Annotated in this window: 14 protein-coding genes and 1 riboswitch; of the genes, 12 read left to right on the top strand and 2 right to left on the bottom strand. The window is 72.5% G+C overall.

Annotated elements, in window-relative coordinates; all coding sequences use genetic code 11:
* The first annotated feature begins 63 nt into the window (after positions 1–63).
* Both ACRY_RS04035 and ACRY_RS04030 read left to right on the top strand, forming a co-directional pair.
* Positions 64–525, top strand: a complete 462-nt coding sequence (locus ACRY_RS04035) for a MarR family winged helix-turn-helix transcriptional regulator (RefSeq protein WP_011941441.1) — start codon at positions 64–66, stop codon at positions 523–525.
* On the top strand, positions 525–1,424 hold the full coding sequence (locus tag ACRY_RS04030; protein WP_011941440.1) for a helix-turn-helix transcriptional regulator: 900 nt from the start codon (positions 525–527) through the stop codon (positions 1,422–1,424). The genes ACRY_RS04035 and ACRY_RS04030 overlap by 1 nt, the downstream gene beginning before the upstream one ends.
* Before the next feature lie 24 nt (positions 1,425–1,448).
* Here the strand turns inward: ACRY_RS04030 and ACRY_RS04025 are convergent, their stop codons facing one another.
* Together ACRY_RS04025 and ACRY_RS04020 are read right to left on the bottom strand one after the other, a co-directional pair.
* A complete protein-coding gene (locus ACRY_RS04025) occupies positions 1,449–2,858 on the bottom strand; it encodes a sensor histidine kinase (protein ID WP_011941439.1) in 1,410 nt (469 codons plus the stop codon).
* The gene (locus ACRY_RS04020; protein WP_011941438.1) at positions 2,855–3,589 is read right to left on the bottom strand and encodes a response regulator transcription factor; all 735 of its coding nucleotides are present in this window, start codon (positions 3,587–3,589) and stop codon (positions 2,855–2,857) included. The genes ACRY_RS04025 and ACRY_RS04020 overlap by 4 nt, the downstream gene beginning before the upstream one ends.
* A 97-nt stretch (positions 3,590–3,686) precedes the next feature.
* Here ACRY_RS04020 and ACRY_RS04015 point away from each other — a divergent pair, with 97 nt between their 5' ends.
* The 10 genes from ACRY_RS04015 to ACRY_RS03970 all read left to right on the top strand — a co-directional run bounded on the left by ACRY_RS04015 (position 3,687) and on the right by ACRY_RS03970 (position 18,237).
* Positions 3,687–5,048, top strand: coding sequence for a TolC family protein (locus ACRY_RS04015; protein WP_011941437.1), 1,362 nt, complete (start codon positions 3,687–3,689; stop codon positions 5,046–5,048).
* A gap of 4 nt (positions 5,049–5,052) precedes the next feature.
* Positions 5,053–6,102, top strand: coding sequence for an efflux RND transporter periplasmic adaptor subunit (locus ACRY_RS04010; protein ID WP_011941436.1), 1,050 nt, complete (start codon positions 5,053–5,055; stop codon positions 6,100–6,102).
* The gene (locus tag ACRY_RS04005) at positions 6,099–9,155 is read left to right on the top strand and encodes an efflux RND transporter permease subunit (RefSeq protein ID WP_011941435.1); all 3,057 of its coding nucleotides are present in this window, start codon (positions 6,099–6,101) and stop codon (positions 9,153–9,155) included. Before ACRY_RS04010 ends, ACRY_RS04005 begins: the two co-directional genes overlap by 4 nt.
* A gap of 116 nt (positions 9,156–9,271) precedes the next feature.
* Complete coding sequence (locus ACRY_RS04000; protein ID WP_011941434.1) at positions 9,272–10,513, top strand: efflux RND transporter periplasmic adaptor subunit; 1,242 nt, start codon at positions 9,272–9,274, stop codon at positions 10,511–10,513.
* Between the two features lie 13 nt (positions 10,514–10,526).
* A complete protein-coding gene (locus tag ACRY_RS03995) occupies positions 10,527–12,650 on the top strand; it encodes an ABC transporter permease (RefSeq protein WP_011941433.1) in 2,124 nt (707 codons plus the stop codon).
* 160 nt (positions 12,651–12,810) lie between these two features.
* Entirely contained in the window at positions 12,811–14,055 is a 1,245-nt protein-coding gene (locus ACRY_RS03990; RefSeq protein WP_011941432.1) for an anion transporter, read from the top strand.
* Between the two features lie 59 nt (positions 14,056–14,114).
* Positions 14,115–14,176, top strand: a riboswitch (Fluoride riboswitch).
* A 133-nt stretch (positions 14,177–14,309) separates the two neighbouring features.
* Positions 14,310–14,687: a fluoride efflux transporter CrcB gene (gene crcB, locus ACRY_RS03985; protein ID WP_007424139.1), complete on the top strand. Its 378-nt coding sequence runs from the start codon at positions 14,310–14,312 to the stop codon at positions 14,685–14,687.
* A 1-nt stretch (position 14,688) separates the two neighbouring features.
* The gene (locus ACRY_RS03980) at positions 14,689–15,012 is read left to right on the top strand and encodes a DUF190 domain-containing protein (RefSeq protein ID WP_007424138.1); all 324 of its coding nucleotides are present in this window, start codon (positions 14,689–14,691) and stop codon (positions 15,010–15,012) included.
* A 102-nt stretch (positions 15,013–15,114) separates the two neighbouring features.
* A complete protein-coding gene (locus tag ACRY_RS03975; protein ID WP_011941430.1) occupies positions 15,115–15,867 on the top strand; it encodes an ABC transporter ATP-binding protein in 753 nt (250 codons plus the stop codon).
* A 6-nt stretch (positions 15,868–15,873) separates the two neighbouring features.
* The gene (locus ACRY_RS03970; protein ID WP_011941429.1) at positions 15,874–18,237 is read left to right on the top strand and encodes an ABC transporter permease; all 2,364 of its coding nucleotides are present in this window, start codon (positions 15,874–15,876) and stop codon (positions 18,235–18,237) included.

Here is an 18,237-nt window from a genome sequence, read left to right as displayed (position 1 = left end):
GAAGAGCTGGCCATATATCGTAATGCGATATACAACGGCAACCCGCCGGGAAGAGGAGACAGCATGGCTGATGCGCGGTTGACCGACGAGGATTACGAGATGCTGGCCTCGTTCCGCTTCGCGCTGCGGAAGTTCATCGCCTTCAGCGAGGCCGCCGCCCGGCGCGACGGGCTGACGCCGCGCCAGCACCAGGCGCTGCTCGGCATCCGCGCCATGCAGGGCCAGGGCGCGGCGAGCGTTTCCGACCTCGCGGCGTTCCTGATCCTGCAGCACAACAGCACGGTGGAGCTGGTCGACCGGCTGGTGGCCGCCGGTTTCGTGGCGCGGGCGACCGACCCGGAAGACGGGCGGCGGGTGCGGCTGGCGCTGACCGGAAGCGGCGAGGCGCGGCTCGCCGCGCTGTCGCAGACGCATCTGGACGAGCTGGAGCAGATCGGCCCGGAACTGCGGCGGCTGCTCGCGCGCATCCAGCGCTACCGCCGCCGGGTCCGCGGCGCCACGCGCTGCGGGGATGCGGGCGGGTGATGCCGGCGCCGGAGATTTCTGGCATGATCGGCGCGATGAAGGACGACAACCGGTTCGGCGCCTATCTGCGAAGCCGGCGCGCCAGGCTCGATCCCGCCTCGCTCGGCCTGGCCGCGGGCCGGCGGCGGACCGCCGGGCTGCGCCGCGAGGAGGTCGCGCAGCGCGCCCATATCAGCGCCACGTGGTACACCTGGCTCGAACAGGGGCGCGGCGGGAATCCCTCGGCCGAGGTGCTCGACCGGATCGCCCGGGCGCTGATGCTGACCGAGATCGAGCGCGAGCACCTGTTCCTGCTGGGGCGCGGCCATCCGCCGGAGGCGCGCTACCGGGGCGGCGATGCGATCACGCCGCGGCTGCAGCGGCTGCTCGACGCGCTGCCCTTCAGCCCCGCGATCGTGCGGACCGCGACCTGGGACGTGGTGGCCTGGAATCGCGCCGCCGCCGCCGTGTTCACCAATTACGCCGCGCTGCCGGCGGGGCAGCGCAACATCCTGCGGATGATCTTCACCGACCCGCGCGTGCGCGCGGCGCAGTTCGACTGGGCGGCGATGGCGCGGGCGGTGGTCGGCGCGTTCCGGGTCGATGCCGCCCGCGCCGGGGCCGATGCCGAGGTGGCGCCGCTGGTCGACGAACTCTGCCGCGCCAGCCCGGAATTCGCGGCGATGTGGAACGAGAACGAGGTGATGCCGCAGGGCGACGGGGCCAAGCGGCTGCGCCACCCGGTGATCGGCCCCATCGCGCTGGAGTATTCGTCGTTCGCGGTGGATGGACGGCCGGATCTGAGCATGATCGTCTACAATCCGGCGACGCCGGACGATGCCGGGCGCGTGCGCGCGCTGCTGGCGTCCCGCGCCGATCCGGCCGGGCCGGATGCGGTGCTCGACGCCGTCGATAAATAGAGCCGACAAATAGGGCCGACGCGGTCAGCCCGGCCGGGGGACGCCGCCCGCCGGAAAGACCAGGGTGACGGCGAGGCCCGGGCGATCGGCGCCGGGTGCGGCGGCATCGAGCGTGAAGCGGGCATCGTGCAGGTCGGCGATGGCGGCGGAGAGCGGCAGGCCGAGGCCGTAGCCGGGGCGGTGGCGCGCCGGGTCGAGCCGGCCGAAGCGGCGCAGCGCGGCACCCCGGCGGTCCGGCGCGATGCCGGGACCGTCATCGGTCAGGCGGACCGTCACGCCGGCCGGATCGGCGCGGGCGACGAGGCCGATCCGCGCCGCGCTCCCCGCATGGGTGATCGCGTTCTCGATCAGGTTGGCGAACATCTGGTTGAGGAGCTGGGCATCGCCGCGGATGGCGAGGCCTCGCGGGACATGCGCGGCGAGGCGGTGGTCCGCCTCCTCGGCCACTGTCTCGTAGGTCTCGACCAGGCGGTCCAGCAGGTCGGTCAGGTCGATGTCGGAGAAGGAGGCGCGGCGGGCGCCGGTTTCGATCTGGGCGAGGCGGAGAATGGCGCCGCAGAGCGCCAGCGCGCCGTCGACCTGCGCGATCGCCTCGGCGATGGCGGCCCCGGCCGCCGCCGGATCGGGGTCGCGCAGCGCGAGTTCGAGGGTTTCGCGCAGCCGGGCCAGCGGCGAGCGGAGGTCGTGGGCGATGTCGTTGCCGACGGCGCCGAGATTCTCCATCAGGTGCTGCATGCGGTCGAGCATCGCGTTCACGGTTTCGGCGAGGCGGTCGAACTCGTCGCCGGTGCCGGCGAGCGGGATGCGGCGGGACAGGTCGCCGGCCATGATCTCGCGGCTGGCGAGGCTGACCGCGTTCACCCGCGCGAGGGCCTTGCGGCCGAAACCGATGCCGGCGGCGAGGCCGAGGCTGAGGGTGAGGCCGAAGCCGATCAGGAAGCTGCGGCGGATCAGATCGTTCAGCCGGCGGATCATCGTGCCGTCGACGCCGACGAGCAGCGACGCGCCGCCGCGCAGGCGGACCACGAGGACGCGCAGCTCCGTCACGCCGGGGGCGAAGGCGTCGGCCTCCGGCGCGTCCAGCGTGTGCCAGCCGGGCGCCGGCGGCGGGAGGCGCAGATTGCCCGCGAGGGGGGCGCCGTTCGGCCCGGCCAGCGCGTAGAAGATGCGGGACGGCCGCTGCGCGAGGGCGGCGCGGATGGCTATGGCCGCCACCGCCGGCGGCGTCGCCGGCCCTTGCGGCAGGATCTCGCCGATCTCGTTGGTGACCGAGGCATCGAGCGTCTGCCGCAGGGAGCCGAGGGTGCCGTAATAGATCACGACGAAGACGATGACGGCCCCCATCGCCGCCACCGCCGCGCCGAGGGCGGCGAGGCGGACGCCGGAGGTGCGCAGGATCGCGGGTTGGCCGGACGCGGGCCAGCGCCGGGTCATGCGGGGTCGCCGATGCGGTAGCCGGCGCCGCGCACGGTGTGCAGCAGCTCGCGCCCGGCGCCGAGCTTGGCGCGCAGGCGGGAGACATGCGACTCCACCACGCTGGTGCGCGGGTCGAAATGGAAGTTCCAGACATCCTCGAGCAGCATCGTCCGCGTCACCACGCGCCCGGCATGGCGCATCAGGTATTCCAGCACCTCGTATTCGCGGGGCTTGAGGTCGATGCGCCGGCCGGCGCGGGTGACGGCGCGGGTGAGCCGGTCGAGTTCGAGATCCTCGACCCGGAGCACCGGCCCGGAGGGGCGCATCTCGCCGCGCCGGGCCAGGGCGGCGACGCGGGCGGCCAGTTCGGCGGCGGCGAAGGGCTTGACGAGATAGTCGTCGCCGCCGGCGCGCAGGCCCTCGACCCGGTCGTCGATGCCGCTGAGGGCGGTGAGGAACAGCGCCGGCATGCTCAGGCCGGCGCCGCGCAGGGTGCGGACCAGGGCGAGACCGTCGAGGCCGGGCAGCATGCGGTCGACGATCAGCAGGTCCCAGGCCCGGCCCTCATGGCCGGCGGCGGCGCGCAGCAGGCCGTCCCGGCCATCGGCGGCGACGGCGACGAGATGCCCCTCGGCGCCGAGCGCGGCGCGCACGAGATTGGCGGTCAGCTCGTCGTCCTCGACCAGCAGGATGGCCAGGCAGGGTTGCGTCATCGCATCGGTCCGGTCATGCACGAAGCCGAGGATCATGGTACCGGCCCGCCGGTCAAGCGAGACCGGGAAACATTACCGAATCACAAACTGGATGTAAGCCGCGGGGCAGCCGCGCTGCGGCATCCAGCCGGGCGTGATCCGTTCTCCCCTCGTACGTCTCCGTCGCCTTGCCGGTCTTGGCGCGCTGCTCGGCCTGTCCGCCTGCGCCCGTTTTCATCCCGCACCGCTGGCGCTGCGCCCCTCCCCCGCCGCGTCGCTCGCGGCACTCGACCGCGCGCTGCCGGGCGGCGGGACGATCGCGGCGCGGGGGGCGCTGACGCCCGGCGCCTATGCGGCGCTGGCCGTGCTGAACGATCCGGCGCTGGCCGCCGGTCGGGAGGGCGTGCGGCTGGCTTCCGCCCGGCAGTTCGCCGCCGGACTGCTGCCCGATCCGCAGGTGAGCGGCGGGTTCGCCGCCCTGCTCGGCGGGCCGGGGATCGCGCCGTCGATCTCGGGCGGCATCGCGCAGGATATCGCCGCGCTGGCGACGCGCGGCCCGCGCCTTTCCGCCGCCCGGGCGCGGACCGCCGCGGCGGCGGCGCGGTTCGAATGGCAGGAATGGCAGGTGGCGGCGAAGGCGGAGACGCTGGCGATCGGCCTCTGGGGCGAGCAGCGGCGGCTGGCCGCGCTGGCGCGGGCGCGGGACGCGCTGGCCGGGCTCGACCGGGCGTCGCGCGCGGCGATCAAGCAGGGGGATCTTGCGCTTGGCGCGGGAGCGGCGGCGGCGGCGAGCCTCGCCGGGATCGAGACGGCGCGGGATGCGATCGCGCGGCGGGAGCAGGCCGACCACGCCGCCCTCGCCGCCTTGCTCGGCCTCGCGCCCGGTGCCGCGCTGCCGGTTTCTGAACCGGATTCGGCACCGCTGCCGGCGCGGCGGGTGGCGGCGCTGGTCGGCAGCCTCGCCCGGCGGCGGCCCGACCTGATCGCCCTGCGCTATGGCTACCGGGCGGCGGATGCGGATCTGCGCGCCGCGATCCGCGCGCAGTTTCCGCTGGTCTCGCTCGCGGTGAATGGCGGGACCGACACGACGCGGGTGGCCAGCCTGGGGCCGACGATCACGCTCGACCTGCCGCTGTTCGATGGGCATCGCGGCGCCATCGCGGTGGCGCGGGCCTCGCGCCGGCAGCTTGCCGCCGCCTTCCGCGCGGCACTCGACCAGGCGGCGGGACAGGCGGAGGCGGCGCAACAGGCGCTGACGCTGCTTGACGCGGAATATCGCCGGGCGGTGCGGGGCGCGGCGATCGCCCGGCGCGATGCGGCGGCGGCGCGGCGGGCCTACGCGGCCGGGCTGATCGATGCCCGCGCCGAGGCCGACCTGATCGACGCGGCGGCCAACCGGCGGGCCGAGGCGATCGACCTTCGGGCCCGCATCGCGGCCGGGCGGGTGTCGCTGCGCACGCTGCTCGGCGCCGGGCTGCCGGTGATCCGCTCACTCTCCGCTTCCGGCAAGGACTGATGCGATGACACGATTTTTTGGCTCCGGCGCGCGGCGCCTTGGCTTGCTGCTGGTGGCCGGTGCGGGGTTCGCGGGCCATGCCGCGCTGGCCGAGGGACCGAGCGTGCTGGTCACCACCGCGCCGGTGACGCAGGGGGCGCTGGAGCGGAGCGTGACGGCCTATGGAAGGATCGCGCCGGGGGCGGGCGCGGCGCGGACGCTCGCCACCGCCTATGCCGCGACGGTGACGGCGGTGGAGGCGCGGCCGGGCATGAGTGTGCGCAGGGGGCAGGTGATCGCCCGGATCGAGACCGCGCCGGCGACCCGCGCCGCCTATGCGCAGGCCGTCGCCACGCGGGATGAGACGCTGCGGGTGCTCGCCCATACGCGCGCGCTGCTGGCCCGGCACCTCGCCACGCGGACCCAGTTCGCGCAGGCGGAACAGGCGGCGCGGGCGGTGCTTGCGGCGCTCGACGCGCTGAAGCGCGAGGGGGCGGATCGGGCCATGGCGACGGTCGAGGCGCCGTTCGCCGGCATCGTCACCGCGATTTCGGCCGCGCCCGGCGCCGCGTTGCCGGCGGGGACGGCGATCGCCACGGTGGTGCGGCGGGCGGGGCTGGTCGCGGTGGTCGGCGTCGATCCGGGCGACGCCCGGCGGCTTGCCGCCGGCCAGGCGGCGCTTGTGCAGGTGTTGGGCGGTGCGGCGCTGCGCGGGCGGATCGACATGCTCGCCGGCGAGGTCGATCCGCGCACCGGGCTGGTGGATGCGACGGTCGGGCTCGGCGGCGCGCCGGCGCTGGTCGGCGCCATGGTCCGCGCGCGCATCGATACCGGCACGGTGCGCGGGGTGATCGTGCCGCGCGACGCCGCGCTGCCGGCGGCGGGGCGCGACGTGATCTGGCAGGTCAGGGACGGGCATGCGGTGCGCGTCGTGGTGCGGGTGCTAGCGAGCGCGCGGGGGCGGAGCATCGTCGCCGGGCGGATCGATCCGGCGCTGCCGGTCGTGGTCTCGGGCAATTACCAGCTGCGGCCGGGCATCGCCGTGCGGATCGCGCGGCCGGGACAGGGCGGATGATGGGGGGATTCGCCGCGTTTCTCGGCCGCCAGCAGAAGGCGATCCTGTTCCTGATGGCGAGCCTCGCCCTGGCCGGGGCGGTCGGCGCGCTGTCGCTGCCGGTGGGGCTGTTTCCGCGCACCTCGTTCCCGCGGGTGCGGATCAACATCGATTCGGGGGCGCGGCCGGCGCATGAGATGATGTTGCAGGTGACCCAGCCGGTCGAGCAGGCGCTGCGGGCGATTCCGGGCGTGCGGGGGGTGCGCTCGACCACCTCGCGCGGGTCGATGCAGGCGTTCATCGATTTCGACTGGGGCACCAACATGCGGGCGGCGACGCTGGAGGTCGACGCCGCGCTGGCCCAGCAATTGCCCGACCTGCCGAAGGGCACGCGCTACGTGGTGCGGCGGATGGACCCGACGGTGTTTCCCATCATCGCCTATGCGCTGATCTCGCACAGCATTTCCGAGGCGGAGCTGCGAACGATCGCGCGGTATCGCATCGTGCCGGTGCTGGAACGGATTCCGGGTGTCGCCAAGATCGGCGTGCAGGGCGGCGACACGCCGGAGGTGCATGTCATCGTCGATCCGGCGAAGCTCGCCGCGATGCATGTGACGCTGGCGAGTGTCGAGCAGGCGGTATCGCGGTCGAACGTGCTCGCCTCGGTCGGCCGGCTCGCCGATCACGACAGCCTCTATCTGGTGGTGCAGCAGAACACGCTGCGGACCATGGCGCAGGTGCGGCGGATCGTGGTCGGCGGCGGGCCGGACGGGGTGGTCCGGCTCGGCCAGGTGGCGCGGGTCGAAATGGGCCGGGTGCCGCGCTACGACCGGGTGAGCGAGAACGATCACCGCGCGGTGACGTTGCAGGTGTTCCAGCAGCCCAGCGGCAACGCGGTGCAGGTGGACGCGGCGGTGCGCCGGGCGCTGGCGGCCTACGAGACGCGGCTGCCGGCGGGCGTGCGGCTGGTGAAATGGTACGACCAGAGCACGCTGGTGACCGCCGCCGCCGGCTCGGTGCGCGATGCGATCGCGATCGGCGTGGTGCTGGCGGGGCTGGTGCTGATCGGCTTCCTGCGGAGCTGGCGCGTCACGCTGATCGCGCTGCTGGTGCTGCCGGCCTCGATGGCGACCGCGGTGCTGATCCTCACGCTGCTGGGGATGAGCTTCAACATCATGACGCTGGGCGGGCTCGCCGCCGCGGTGGGGCTGGTGATCGACGATGCGATCGTGATGATCGAGCATGTCGCGCGGCGGGCCGGGCGCGCGGGCGGGATCGCGGCGCGCGGCGCGGTGCTGGCGGCGGCGGAGGAATTCCTCGCGCCGCTCGCCGGCTCCTCGCTGGCGACGCTGATCGTGTTCGTCCCCCTCGCCTTCCTCTCCGGCGTGACCGGCGCCTTCTTCAAGGCGCTGTCGATCACCATGGCCTCCACGCTGGTCGCCTCCTGGCTGTTCTCGGCCTTCGCGGTGCCGGTGCTGGCGCGCTGGCTGATCGATTTCGACAAATGGCACGATCCGGTCGCCGGCGGCGGAGCGCGGGAGTCGCTGCTGGCGCGGGCGCACGGGTGGCTGCTTGACCTCGTGGTGGCGCGGCCGGCCTGGCTGCTCGTGGCGCTGATTCCGTTCGTGCTGGCCGGCGCCTATGCCTATGCGGTGGTGCCGACCGGCTTCATGCCGCGGATGGACGAGGGCGGGTTCGTGATCAACTACCAGGCGCGGCCCGGCACCTCGCTGGCCGAGGGGGCGCGCGAGATCCGGCAGGTGGGGGATATTCTCCGCGCCGATCCGGCGGTGGCGACATGGTCGACCCGGCTCGGCGCCGGGCTCGGCGGCGACCTCAACGAGCCGTATCAGGGCGACATCTTCGTCCAGCTCCGCCCGCTCGGGCAGCGGGCGCCGATCTGGACGGTGATGGACCGGGTCCGCCGGCGGATCATCGACCGCGTGCCGGGCATCGATTTCGACGAGTCGCAGCTGATGTCCGACCTGCTGGGCGATCTCGTCAGCCAGCCGGAGCCGATCGAGATCGAGCTGCATGGCGACCCGGCGCGGCTGGATGAAACCGCGAAGAGGGTGGCGGCGGCGATCGGGCGGATACCGGGCGTGGTGGGCGTGCAGGACGGCGTGGTGATCGCCGGGGATTCGATCGACATCCATGTCGATCCCGCGAAGGCGGCGATGTTCGGCTTCGATCCCGCCGCGGTCGAGCGGATGGTGGCGACGGCGCTGCGCGGTAGCGTGGTCACCGCGCTGCCGGGCCAGGAGCGCTTTACCGGCGTGCGGCTGGAACTGCCGCGCGACGCCTTCGCGCAGACGGGCGACCTGCTGCGGCTGCCGCTCGCCGCGCCCTCGGGCGCGCTGGTGCCGCTCGGGGCGATCGCGACGCTGAGGACGGTGTCGGGCCGGCCGGAGATCGACCGCGACAATCTGCGCCAGATCGTCGCGGTGACGGGGCGGATCAGCGGCGGCGGCATTTCCGCCGCGATTGCCTCGGTGCGCCGCGTGCTGGCGCGGCCGGGCCTGCTGCCGCCGGGCATGAGCTACCGGCTCGGCGGGCTCTACCGGCAGCAGCAGAAGGCGTTCATCGGGCTTGCCCGCGTGTTCGTCGCCGCCGTGCTGGCGGAATTCGTGCTGCTGCTGTTCCTCTACCGCAGCTTCGTCATCGCCGGGGCGATCGTCGCCACCGCGCTGCTGTCGAGCCTCGCGGTGTTCATCGGGCTCGATCTCTCGGGTGTGGCGCTCAACATCACCGCGCTGATGGGGATGACGATGATCGTCGGGCTCGCGACCGAGATGGCGATTTTCTACATCTCGGAATTCCGGAGCCTCGCCGGGTACCAGGACCGGCGGGAGGCGCTGGTGGTGGCGAGCCGGAACCGGCTGCGGCCGATCGCGATGACCACGCTGGCGGCGATCCTGACGCTGCTGCCGCTGGCACTCGGCATCGGCCAGGGCAGCGGGATGCAGCAGCCGCTCGCCATCGCGGTGATCTCGGGGTTCGTGGTGGCGTTTCCGCTGGTGCTGTTCGGCCTGCCGGCGCTGCTGCGGCTCGTGCTGCGGGGGCCGGAACCGTAGGCGACCCCATGCGGGGATGCCGGGGTCAGGGAGCGTTGATCTGCGTCATCGCCGCCTGCCCCGCGCGGTCCTAGGTTCGAGCCGATCCGGACGGGCACGCGCCCGAAGGAAGCACCATGACGGTCTCACCGAACCCGCCAGCGAACACGCAGCGCCCACCGCCTTCCGCGCCGCCGGAACCGGCAGCCGCGCCGCGCCGCCGGCGCGTCCGGCGCGGCGCCGTGCTGGCGGCGCTGGCGGTGGGGGTGGCGGCGGCGATCGCGATCGGCTGGCGGACGGTGGGGGCGCCGCCGCCGGTTCACTACGTGACGGCGAAGGTCGGGCGCGGCGACATTACGCGGGCGGTGACGGCGACGGGGACGGTCAACCCGATCCTGACGGTGATCGTCGGCTCGGCGGTGTCCGGCATCATCCAGGACATCAGCTGCGACTACAACACGATCGTGAAGCTCGGGCAGATCTGCGCCCGGATCGACCCGCGGCCCTACCAGGCGGTGGTGGACCAGGACCGGGCGGCGGTGGCCGTGGACCAGGCGCAGCTGCGCAAGGACGAGGCGAGCCTCGACTATGCGCGCGGCAATTACCGCCGCCTCGCCTCGCTGGTGCCGCAGCGCTACGCCTCGGAGAACGCCGCCGACAGCGCGAAGGCGACGTATCGGCAACTGGAGGCGCAGACCGCGCTCGACCGCGCGGTGATCCGGCAGGACGAGGCGAAGCTCGCCGCCGCGCAGGCCAATCTCGGCTATACCGACATCGTCTCGCCGGTGAACGGGATCGTCGTCTCGCGCAATGTCACGATCGGGCAGACCGTCGCCGCCTCGTTCCAGACGCCGACGCTGTTCCTGATCGCCACCGACCTGACGCGGATGCAGGTGGATACCAATGTCAGCGAGGGGGATATCGCGGATATCCGCAAGGGCGAGGCGGCGCGGTTCACCGTTCTCGCCTTTCCGGGCGAGACGTTCGACGGCACGGTGACGCAGGTGCGCCAGTCGCCGCAGACGGTGCAGAACGTGGTGACCTACGACGTCGTCATCGAGGTGGACAACCGCGACCTGAAGCTGAAGCCGGGCATGACCGCGTCGGTGCGGATCATCACCGCGGCGCGGGCCGGCGTGCTGCGCGTGCCGGACCAGGCGCTGCGCTTCACGCCGCGCCTGGCGAAGGCGGCGCCGGCGGGGGGCGGGGCGCGCGTGTGGGTGCTGCGGCAGGGCAAGCCGGCCGCCGTTCCGGTGGTCACGGGGCTCGATGACGACACCAATACGGAGATCGTGAGCGGCGGACTGCGCGACGGCGACGAGGTGATCACCGGCGAGCGGCGGGCGCGGGCGGCGACGCCCTTCGTGCCGCGGTTCTGACGGGGCGCGGGCGATGCCGGGGGCGGTGCCAGGGGCGGTCATCGAGCTGCGCGGCGTTTCGCGGACCTACCGGAGCGGCGATGTCGAGGTGCAGGCGCTGCGCGAGGTCGATCTCGTGATCGGGCCGGGCGAGTTCGTCGCCATCATGGGTTCGTCGGGGTCGGGCAAGTCGACGCTGATGGCGATTCTCGGCTGCCTCGACCGGCCGAGCCGGGGCGAATACCGGTTCGAATCCGTCGACGTCGCCCGGCTGGAGGAGCCGGAGCTGGCGCGGGTGCGCAGCGCGCGCATCGGCTTCGTGTTCCAGAGCTTCAACCTGCTGGCGCGGACCAGCGCGCTCGACAACGTGGCGCTGCCGCTGTTCTACGCCTCGGACGGGCCGGTGAAGGGCGGCTCGCGCACCGCCCGCGCGCTGCGGGCGCTCGGGCAGATGGGGCTGGCCGGAAGGGAGGGCAACACGCCCTCGCAGCTTTCGGGCGGGCAGCAGCAGCGCGTCGCCATCGCCCGCGCGCTGATCAACGCGCCGCGCCTGCTGCTGGCCGACGAACCCACCGGCAATCTCGACACGAGGACGTCGCACGAGATCATGGAAACGCTGGCGGCGCTCAACCGCGAGCGGGGCACGACGATCCTCGTCGTCACCCACGAGCCGGACATCGCCGCCTATGCCGATCGGGTGCTGACGATGCGCGATGGGCGGATCGTCGGCGACGAGCGGCGGGAAAAGGCGCGGGGAGAAGCGGCGCCGGCGGTGGCAGAGGCCGCGCCAGACGCCGCGCCCAATGAAACGCCGGATGCCGCGCCGGCGCGGCGGCGCGCCGGCATCGCCTGGGCGTTCGGCGCCATGATCGTCGGCGCCGCGGTGCAGGCGCTGGCGCGCAACCGGCTGCGCTCGGCGCTGACCATGCTCGGCGTGTTCATCGGCGTCGCCGCGCTGATCACCATGGTCGCGGTGGGCCAGGGCGCGAACCAGGCGATCCGCAAGCAGATCGAGAGCCTCGGGACCAACCTGCTCGTGGTGCTGCCCGGGGCGACGACGGCCGGCGGCGCGCGGGCGGGGTTCGGCAGCGCCTCGACCATCACGGTGGACGACGCGCGGGCGATCCTGCGGGAAGACCCGGCGGTGAGCCGGATCGGCTATCTCATCCGCGCCGCCGGACAGGTGCGCTATGCGAGCCAGAACTGGACCACGGCGATCGCCGGCGTCAGCATCGACTATCCGGCGATGACCAACTGGCGCGTCGCCGAGGGGCGGCCGATCGGCGCGCAGGACGAGAGGAACGGCGCGCTGGTCGGGCTGATCGGCCAGACCGTGCGCCAGCAGCTCTTCGCCCCCGGCGAGGACCCGGTGGGGGCGACGATCCTGGTGAAGGGCACGCCGATCCGGGTGATCGGCGTGCTGGCGGGCAAGGGGCAGACGGCGTTCGGCACCGACCAGGACGATATCGTGATGCTGCCCTTCAGCACCGCCGAGCAGCGGGTGCTCGGCACCGCGACGCCCAGCCGGCAGGATGCGCCGCTGAACTGGGCCTATCCAGCCTGGCCCAACCCCTACGGCCTGCAACTGCGGCTGACCGGGTACGTGAACCAGCTGTTCGCCCAGGCGGTCTCGCCGGACGCGGTGGCGGAGGCGATGGAGCAGATCAGCGGCACGCTGTCGGTGCGCCACCGCATCCAGCCGAACGGGCTCAAGGATTTCTCGGTGCGCAATCTCAGCCAGATCGCCGCGGCGGCGCAGGGGTCGAGCCGGATCATGTCGCTGCTGCTGGCCATCGTCGCGTCGATCTCGCTGCTGGTGGGCGGCATCGGGATCATGAACATCCTGCTCGTGTCGGTGACGGAGCGGACCCGCGAGATCGGGCTGCGGATGGCGATCGGGGCGCGGCGGCTGCATGTGCTGCTGCAGTTCCTGGCCGAATCGGTGTTCCTCAGCGTCACCGGCGGGCTCGGCGGGATCGTGCTCGGGGTCGCGCTGTCCGGCGGGATCACGCTGTTCGCGGGCTGGCCGGCGCCGGTTTCGCTGCTGGCGGTGGCGGGCGGATTCCTGTTCTCGGTCGCGGTGGGCGTGGCGTTCGGGTTCTACCCGGCGCGGAAGGCGGCGCGGCTCGATCCGATCGAGGCGCTGCGCTACGAGTGACGCCGGCCGGCCACGGGGCCGCGTGCAAAACCCGGCCGCCTCGCCTATCCTTCCGCCATGAGATGCAGGATTCGATACGGGCGGGCACGGCCGGGGCAGCGACGCGGCCGGCAGGCGGCGTACCTTCTCCGCCGCGGCCGCTGAGCGCAAGGTCCGCGCCATGCACGGCGACCTCTTCGGATCATGGCAGCCGGCCGCGACGGTGGTCATCTTCGCGCTGACCTACGCCGGGGTGGCGCTGGGCCGGTTGCCCTTCTTCCGGCTCGACCGCGCGGGGATCGCCTTCGTCGGCGCGGTGCTGATGGTCGCGAGCGGGGCGCTGACGCTCCGGCAGGCGGTCGCCGCGATCGATTTCGACACGATCGCGCTGCTGCTCGGCATGATGATCCTCGCCGCGGCGCTGCGCCGGGCCGGGTTCTTCGAGCGGATCACCGGGGCGGTGCTCTCGCGCGCCTCCGGCACCGATGCGCTGCTGGCGCTCACCGTCGCGATGGCCGGGCTGCTCTCGGCGGTGCTGGTCAACGACACGGTCTGCGTCGTGCTCACGCCGCTGGTGCTCGAAGCCTGCCGGGCGGGGCGGAAACAGCCCCTGCCCTATCTCGTCGCGCTGGCGACCGCCTCGAATGTCGGGTCGGTGGCGACGATCACCGGCAACCCGCAGAACATGATCATCGGCAGCCTCTCCGGCATCGGCTATGCCGCGTTCGCCGGCGCGCTGGTGCCGGTCGCGCTGCTCGGGCTGCCGATCGTCTTCCTCGTCATCCGGCTGCTGCATCGCGCGGGCTTCGAGGCGCTGACGGCGCCGGCGGCATCCGCCGCGCGGCGCCGGCCGCATGGCGGGCTCATCGGCAAGTCGGTCGTGCTGCTGGTGCTGTTCGTCATCGCCTGCCTCGGCGGCATGCGCCCGGCGGAGGCGGCGCTGGTGGCCGCCGCGCTGATCATGCTGACGCCGGGGGTGAAGAGCCAGCGCCTGCTCGCCGGCGTCGACTGGTCGCTGCTGCTGATGTTCGCGGGGCTGTTCGTCGTCGTTGCCGCGTTGCAGCGCGAGGTGATCGGCGCGGCGGTGATCGGGCGCGTCGCAGCCCTGCATCCGGGCCGGCCGGCGGTGCTGGTGCCGCTCACCGCGATCCTGTCGAACCTGGTCAGCAACGTGCCGGCGGTGCTGGTGCTGCGCCCCTTCATCGCCCATCTCGCCGACCCGCGGCAGGCGTGGCTCATCGTCGCCATGGCATCCACCCTCGCGGGCAACCTGACGCTGCCGGGATCGGTGGCGAATCTCATCGTCGCCGAGCGGGCGCGCGCCGCCGGCGTGCGGATCGGCTTCGGCGACTATCTGAAGTTCGGCCTGCCCATCACGGTTCTCACGATCGCGCTCGGCACCGCCTGGCTCGTCGGCATCGGCTAGGTGGTTCGGGGCGGATTGACAGCCCGGACCCGGCATCGCAAACACGTCCCGTGCGGTCCGGCCGCGCCGGCGATGGGGTTCGCCGTGAACCGCCCGCGGGGCTGATGACTCCTGTTTCGATCCGTCAACCGCGGAGGGACAGGCGCGCGCGTTTTCGACATTTCCGATCCGGCCATGGCCGGCAGGCTTCCGCCCTGCCCCGCCGCCATCCCCTCGACATTCCCGACATTTCCGCCACAACAAGAAGGCGTTTCATGATCAAGACACTTGCGGCCATCGCCTTTTTCGGCTCGCTCGGCTGCTGGGCGCGCTACGGCCAGACCATCTTCATGCAGAACCTGTTCGGGCGCGGCTTTCCCGTCGCCGTGCTCAGCATCAACGTGCTCGGCTCGTTCCTGATCGGCTTTCTCTTCGTGCTCACCGCCGAGCGCGTCGCCATCGATCCGGCGATCCGCACCGGCGTGCTCACCGGCTTTCTCGGCGGCTACACGACATTCTCGACCTTCGAGCTCGAAACGCTCATGCTGGTGGAGAACGGGGAGATCGTGAAGTCGGCGCTTTACGTGCTGCTGTCGGTCGTGCTCGGGTTCATCGGCGCCGTTCTCGGCGTCTACATCGCAAGGAATGTCTGACATGGAAGAACAGGTCACGCTGGTGCGCATCGCGCTGAGCGAAACCGATCACGGGCGGCGGCGCCACCTGATGGAGGACATCCTGACGCGGCTGCGCGACGATTTCGATCTCGACGGCGTGTCGGTATTCCGGGGCATCGCGGGGATGAACGGGCAGAAGATCATCCATGCCGCCGACCTGCTGCATTTCGATGTCGACCTGCCGCTGATGATCGAGATCTGCTGCGCGCCGGACACCGCGATATCGGTGATCGATTCGCTCGCGGATCTGGTGCCGGACGGCCACATCATTTCCTGGCCCGCCACCCGCCATCGCCGCGCGTAGCGCGAAGCGGGGCGCTCCCGCCTCCCCCGCTTGATCGACGTCAATGATGGGGGAGCGCGCGGCGGCTAGGGTTCCGGCCGGTGATGCGTGCGGAGGCGCGGCATGGAACCTGTCGCCGGCGGGGTGGCGTTGCCGGACGAGGAGCGGGCGGCGCCGGTCGCGCTGGTGGCGCGCGGCCTGGCCAAGATCTACCGGATGGGTGCCGTCGAGGTGCCGGCGCTGCGCGATGTCGACCTCACGCTCCGCGAGGGCGAGCTGGTCGTGCTGCTCGGCCCCTCGGGCAGCGGGAAATCCACGCTGCTGAACATTCTCGGCGGGCTCGACACGCCTTCGGCCGGCGAGGTGCTGTTCCGCGGCCAGCCGATCGCGCAGGGCGGCGAGCGGGGGCTGACCCGCTACCGGCGCCGGCATGTCGGCTTCGTCTTCCAGTTCTACAACCTCATCGCCAGCCTCACCGCGCGGGAGAATGTCGCGCTGGTGACCGAGATCGCCGAGGCGCCGATGGCGCCGGAGGCGGCGCTGGAGCTGGTCGGCCTCGGCGACCGGCTCGATCATTTCCCCGCCCAGCTCTCCGGCGGCGAACAGCAGCGGGTGGCCATCGCCCGCGCCATCGCCAAGTCGCCGGACCTGCTGTTCTGCGACGAGCCGACCGGCGCGCTCGACAGCCGCACCGGCATTCTGGTGCTCGAGGCGATCCTGAAGGTGAACGGCGAACTCGGCACCACCACGGCGCTCATCACCCATAACGCGGTGATCGCCGACATCGCCGACCGCGTGCTGAGCTTTGCCGACGGGCGGATCGTCGGCACGCGGGTCAACCCGGTCCGGCACAGCCCGGCCGGGCTGGTGTGGTAGCGCTCGGTGTCGAGCCTCGACCGCAAGCTGCTGCGCGATCTGTGGCGGCTGCGCCTGCAGGCGCTGGCGATCGCGCTGGTGATCGCCTCCGGCGTCGCGCTGATGGTGATGGCGCTGACCACGACCGAATCGCTGGAGGCGACGACCAGCGCCTATTACGAGCGCGCGCGCTTCGCCGATGTGTTCGCCCGGCTGAAGCGCGCGCCGGACTCGCTGGAGGCGCGGATCGCCGCGATTCCGGGCGTGCGGGTGGTGGAGACGCGAATCGTCGAGTCCGGTCTGCTGGATGTCGCGGGGTATCGCGAGCCGGTGGTGGCGACTCTGGTCTCGCTGCCGAAATCCGGCCCGCAGCGGCTCAACGCGCTGGTCCTGCGCGCGGGCCGGCTGCCGGCGCCTGGCCGGCTGCGCGAGGCGGTGGTCGGCGAACCCTTCGCCGAGGCGCATCACCTGCGGCCGGGCGATACGATCGGCGCGGTGCTGCGCGGCCGGCGCGTGGCGCTGCGCATCGTCGGCACCGCGCTCAGCCCGGAATTCGTCTATGCGATTCCGCCCGGCGGGCTGATGCCGGATGACCGGCGGTTCGGCGTGATCTGGATGGGGCGCGACGAGCTTGCCGCCGCCTTCGGCCTGAAGGGCGCGTTCGACGATGTCTCGCTCGCGCTCTCTCCCGGCCAGCGCCCGCAGCCGGTGATCGCCCGGCTCGACGCGCTGCTCGCCCGTTATGGCGGCACCGGCGCCTATGACCGCGCCGAACAGGTCTCGAACTGGTTCCTGAGCAACGAGATCGCGCAGCAGAAGAACATGTCGCGGCTGATGCCGGCGATCTTTCTCGGCGTCGCCGCCTTCCTCACCAACATGGTGATGGCGCGGCTGGTCGCGACCGAGCGGCGGGAGATCGGCCTGCTCAAGGCGTTCGGCTATGGCGGCGGGGCGATCTTCTGGCATTACGCGAAGCTGGTGCTCGCCATCGCCGCCGGCGGCATCGTGCTGGGCGCGGTGCTCGGCGCCGCGCTCGGCAACTGGAACACCAGGCTCTATCGCGAGTTCTTCCGCTTTCCGTTCCTGCTCTACCAGCCGGGGCCACGGAGTTTCGCGATCGCCGCCGCGGTGAGCCTGGCCACCTCGCTCGCCGGCGGCATGGGGGCGGTGGGCCGCGCCGCGCGGCTGCCGCCGGCGATCGCGATGCAGCCGGCGCCGCCGGCGGTCTATCGGCGGTCTCGCCTCGGCCCGGCGGCGCTGGGGCGGTTCCTCGACGGGCCGAGCCGGATGATCGTCCGCCGCCTGCTGCGCTGGCCGCTGCGCGCCTTCCTGGCGAGCGCCGGCCTCGCGCTCTCGGTCGGCGTGCTGATCCTCGCGCTGCAATGGGTCGATGCGGTGAACGCGCTGGTCGAGACGCATTACGAGCGCGGCCAGCGGCAGGACGCGACGATCACCTTCAACGACCTGCGGCCGCGCGGCGTTCTCGACGATATCCGGCATCTGCCGGGCGTGCTGGCGGCGGAGCCGTTCCGCATCGTGCCGGCGCGGCTCGCGCGCGGCCGGGCCGAACAGCGCGAACCGGTGATCGGCGTGCCGGCCGGCGCGCGCCTCGCCCCGGTGCACGACGTGGCGCGGGGGCCGATCGACATGCCGGCGGACGGGCTGGTGCTGTCGCGCCAGCTGGCGGGGCTGCTGCATGCCGGCATCGGCGATCCGGTCCGCGTGCAGTTGCTCGAAGGGCGGCGCGCGGTGCTGATGGTTCCGGTCGTCCGGCTGTTCGACACCTATATCGGCAAGCCGGCCTACATGAACCTTGCCGCGCTCAACCGGCGGATGGGCGATGGCAGCGTGCTGTCCGGCGTTCATGTCACGCTCGATGAACCACGGCGCGCGGCGTTTCTCGCCCGGCTGCGGACCCTGCCGGGGATTGCCGCGATCCAGTTCCGCCGGGCGGCGATCGACACGTTCCACCGGACGATGGGCGAGACCATCGACATCTTCCTTGGTTTCTTCATCGGGTTCGCCTCGGCGCTGTCGGTCGGGGTGATCGTCAACGCGATCCGCATCGCGCTGTCGGAGCGCGAGCGCGAACTGGCGACGCTGCGGGTGCTCGGCTTCAGCCGCGCCGAGGTGGCCTATATCCTGCTCGGCGAGATCGAGCTGCTGGTCTGGATCGCCATTCCGCTCGGCTGCGGGGCGGGGACGCTGCTCGCCTGGTATTTCGGCAAGGCGTTCGAGACCGAGCTGTTCCGGGTGCCGCCGGTGATCTACCCGTCGACCTACGGCACCGCGGCGCTGATCATGATCGCGACGGCGGCGATTGTCGCCGCCTGGCTGCGGCGGCACCTCGACCGGCTGGACATGATCGCCGTGCTGAAGACGCGGGAGTAG

Source organism: Acidiphilium cryptum JF-5, from assembly GCF_000016725.1.
GTDB lineage: Bacteria > Pseudomonadota > Alphaproteobacteria > Acetobacterales > Acetobacteraceae > Acidiphilium > Acidiphilium multivorum.
This window is presented reverse-complemented; position numbering and strand designations above follow the sequence as displayed.

Excerpts from the sequence above, each read along its gene's own strand:
- ACRY_RS04010 (WP_011941436.1), top strand. The coding sequence starts at position 5,053 with ATGACACGATTTTTTGGCTCCGGCGCGCGGCGCCTTGGCTTGCTGCTG.
- ACRY_RS04025 (WP_011941439.1), bottom strand. The coding sequence starts at position 2,858 with ATGACCCGGCGCTGGCCCGCGTCCGGCCAACCCGCGATCCTGCGCACC.
- ACRY_RS04020 (WP_011941438.1), bottom strand. The coding sequence starts at position 3,589 with ATGATCCTCGGCTTCGTGCATGACCGGACCGATGCGATGACGCAACCC.
- ACRY_RS03990 (WP_011941432.1), top strand. The coding sequence starts at position 12,811 with ATGCACGGCGACCTCTTCGGATCATGGCAGCCGGCCGCGACGGTGGTC.
- ACRY_RS03980 (WP_007424138.1), top strand. The coding sequence starts at position 14,689 with ATGGAAGAACAGGTCACGCTGGTGCGCATCGCGCTGAGCGAAACCGAT.
- ACRY_RS04035 (WP_011941441.1), top strand. The coding sequence starts at position 64 with ATGGCTGATGCGCGGTTGACCGACGAGGATTACGAGATGCTGGCCTCG.
- ACRY_RS04005 (WP_011941435.1), top strand. The coding sequence starts at position 6,099 with ATGATGGGGGGATTCGCCGCGTTTCTCGGCCGCCAGCAGAAGGCGATC.
- ACRY_RS04000 (WP_011941434.1), top strand. The coding sequence starts at position 9,272 with ATGACGGTCTCACCGAACCCGCCAGCGAACACGCAGCGCCCACCGCCT.
- ACRY_RS03975 (WP_011941430.1), top strand. The coding sequence starts at position 15,115 with ATGGAACCTGTCGCCGGCGGGGTGGCGTTGCCGGACGAGGAGCGGGCG.
- crcB (WP_007424139.1), top strand. The coding sequence starts at position 14,310 with ATGATCAAGACACTTGCGGCCATCGCCTTTTTCGGCTCGCTCGGCTGC.
- ACRY_RS04030 (WP_011941440.1), top strand. The coding sequence starts at position 525 with ATGCCGGCGCCGGAGATTTCTGGCATGATCGGCGCGATGAAGGACGAC.
- ACRY_RS03995 (WP_011941433.1), top strand. The coding sequence starts at position 10,527 with ATGCCGGGGGCGGTGCCAGGGGCGGTCATCGAGCTGCGCGGCGTTTCG.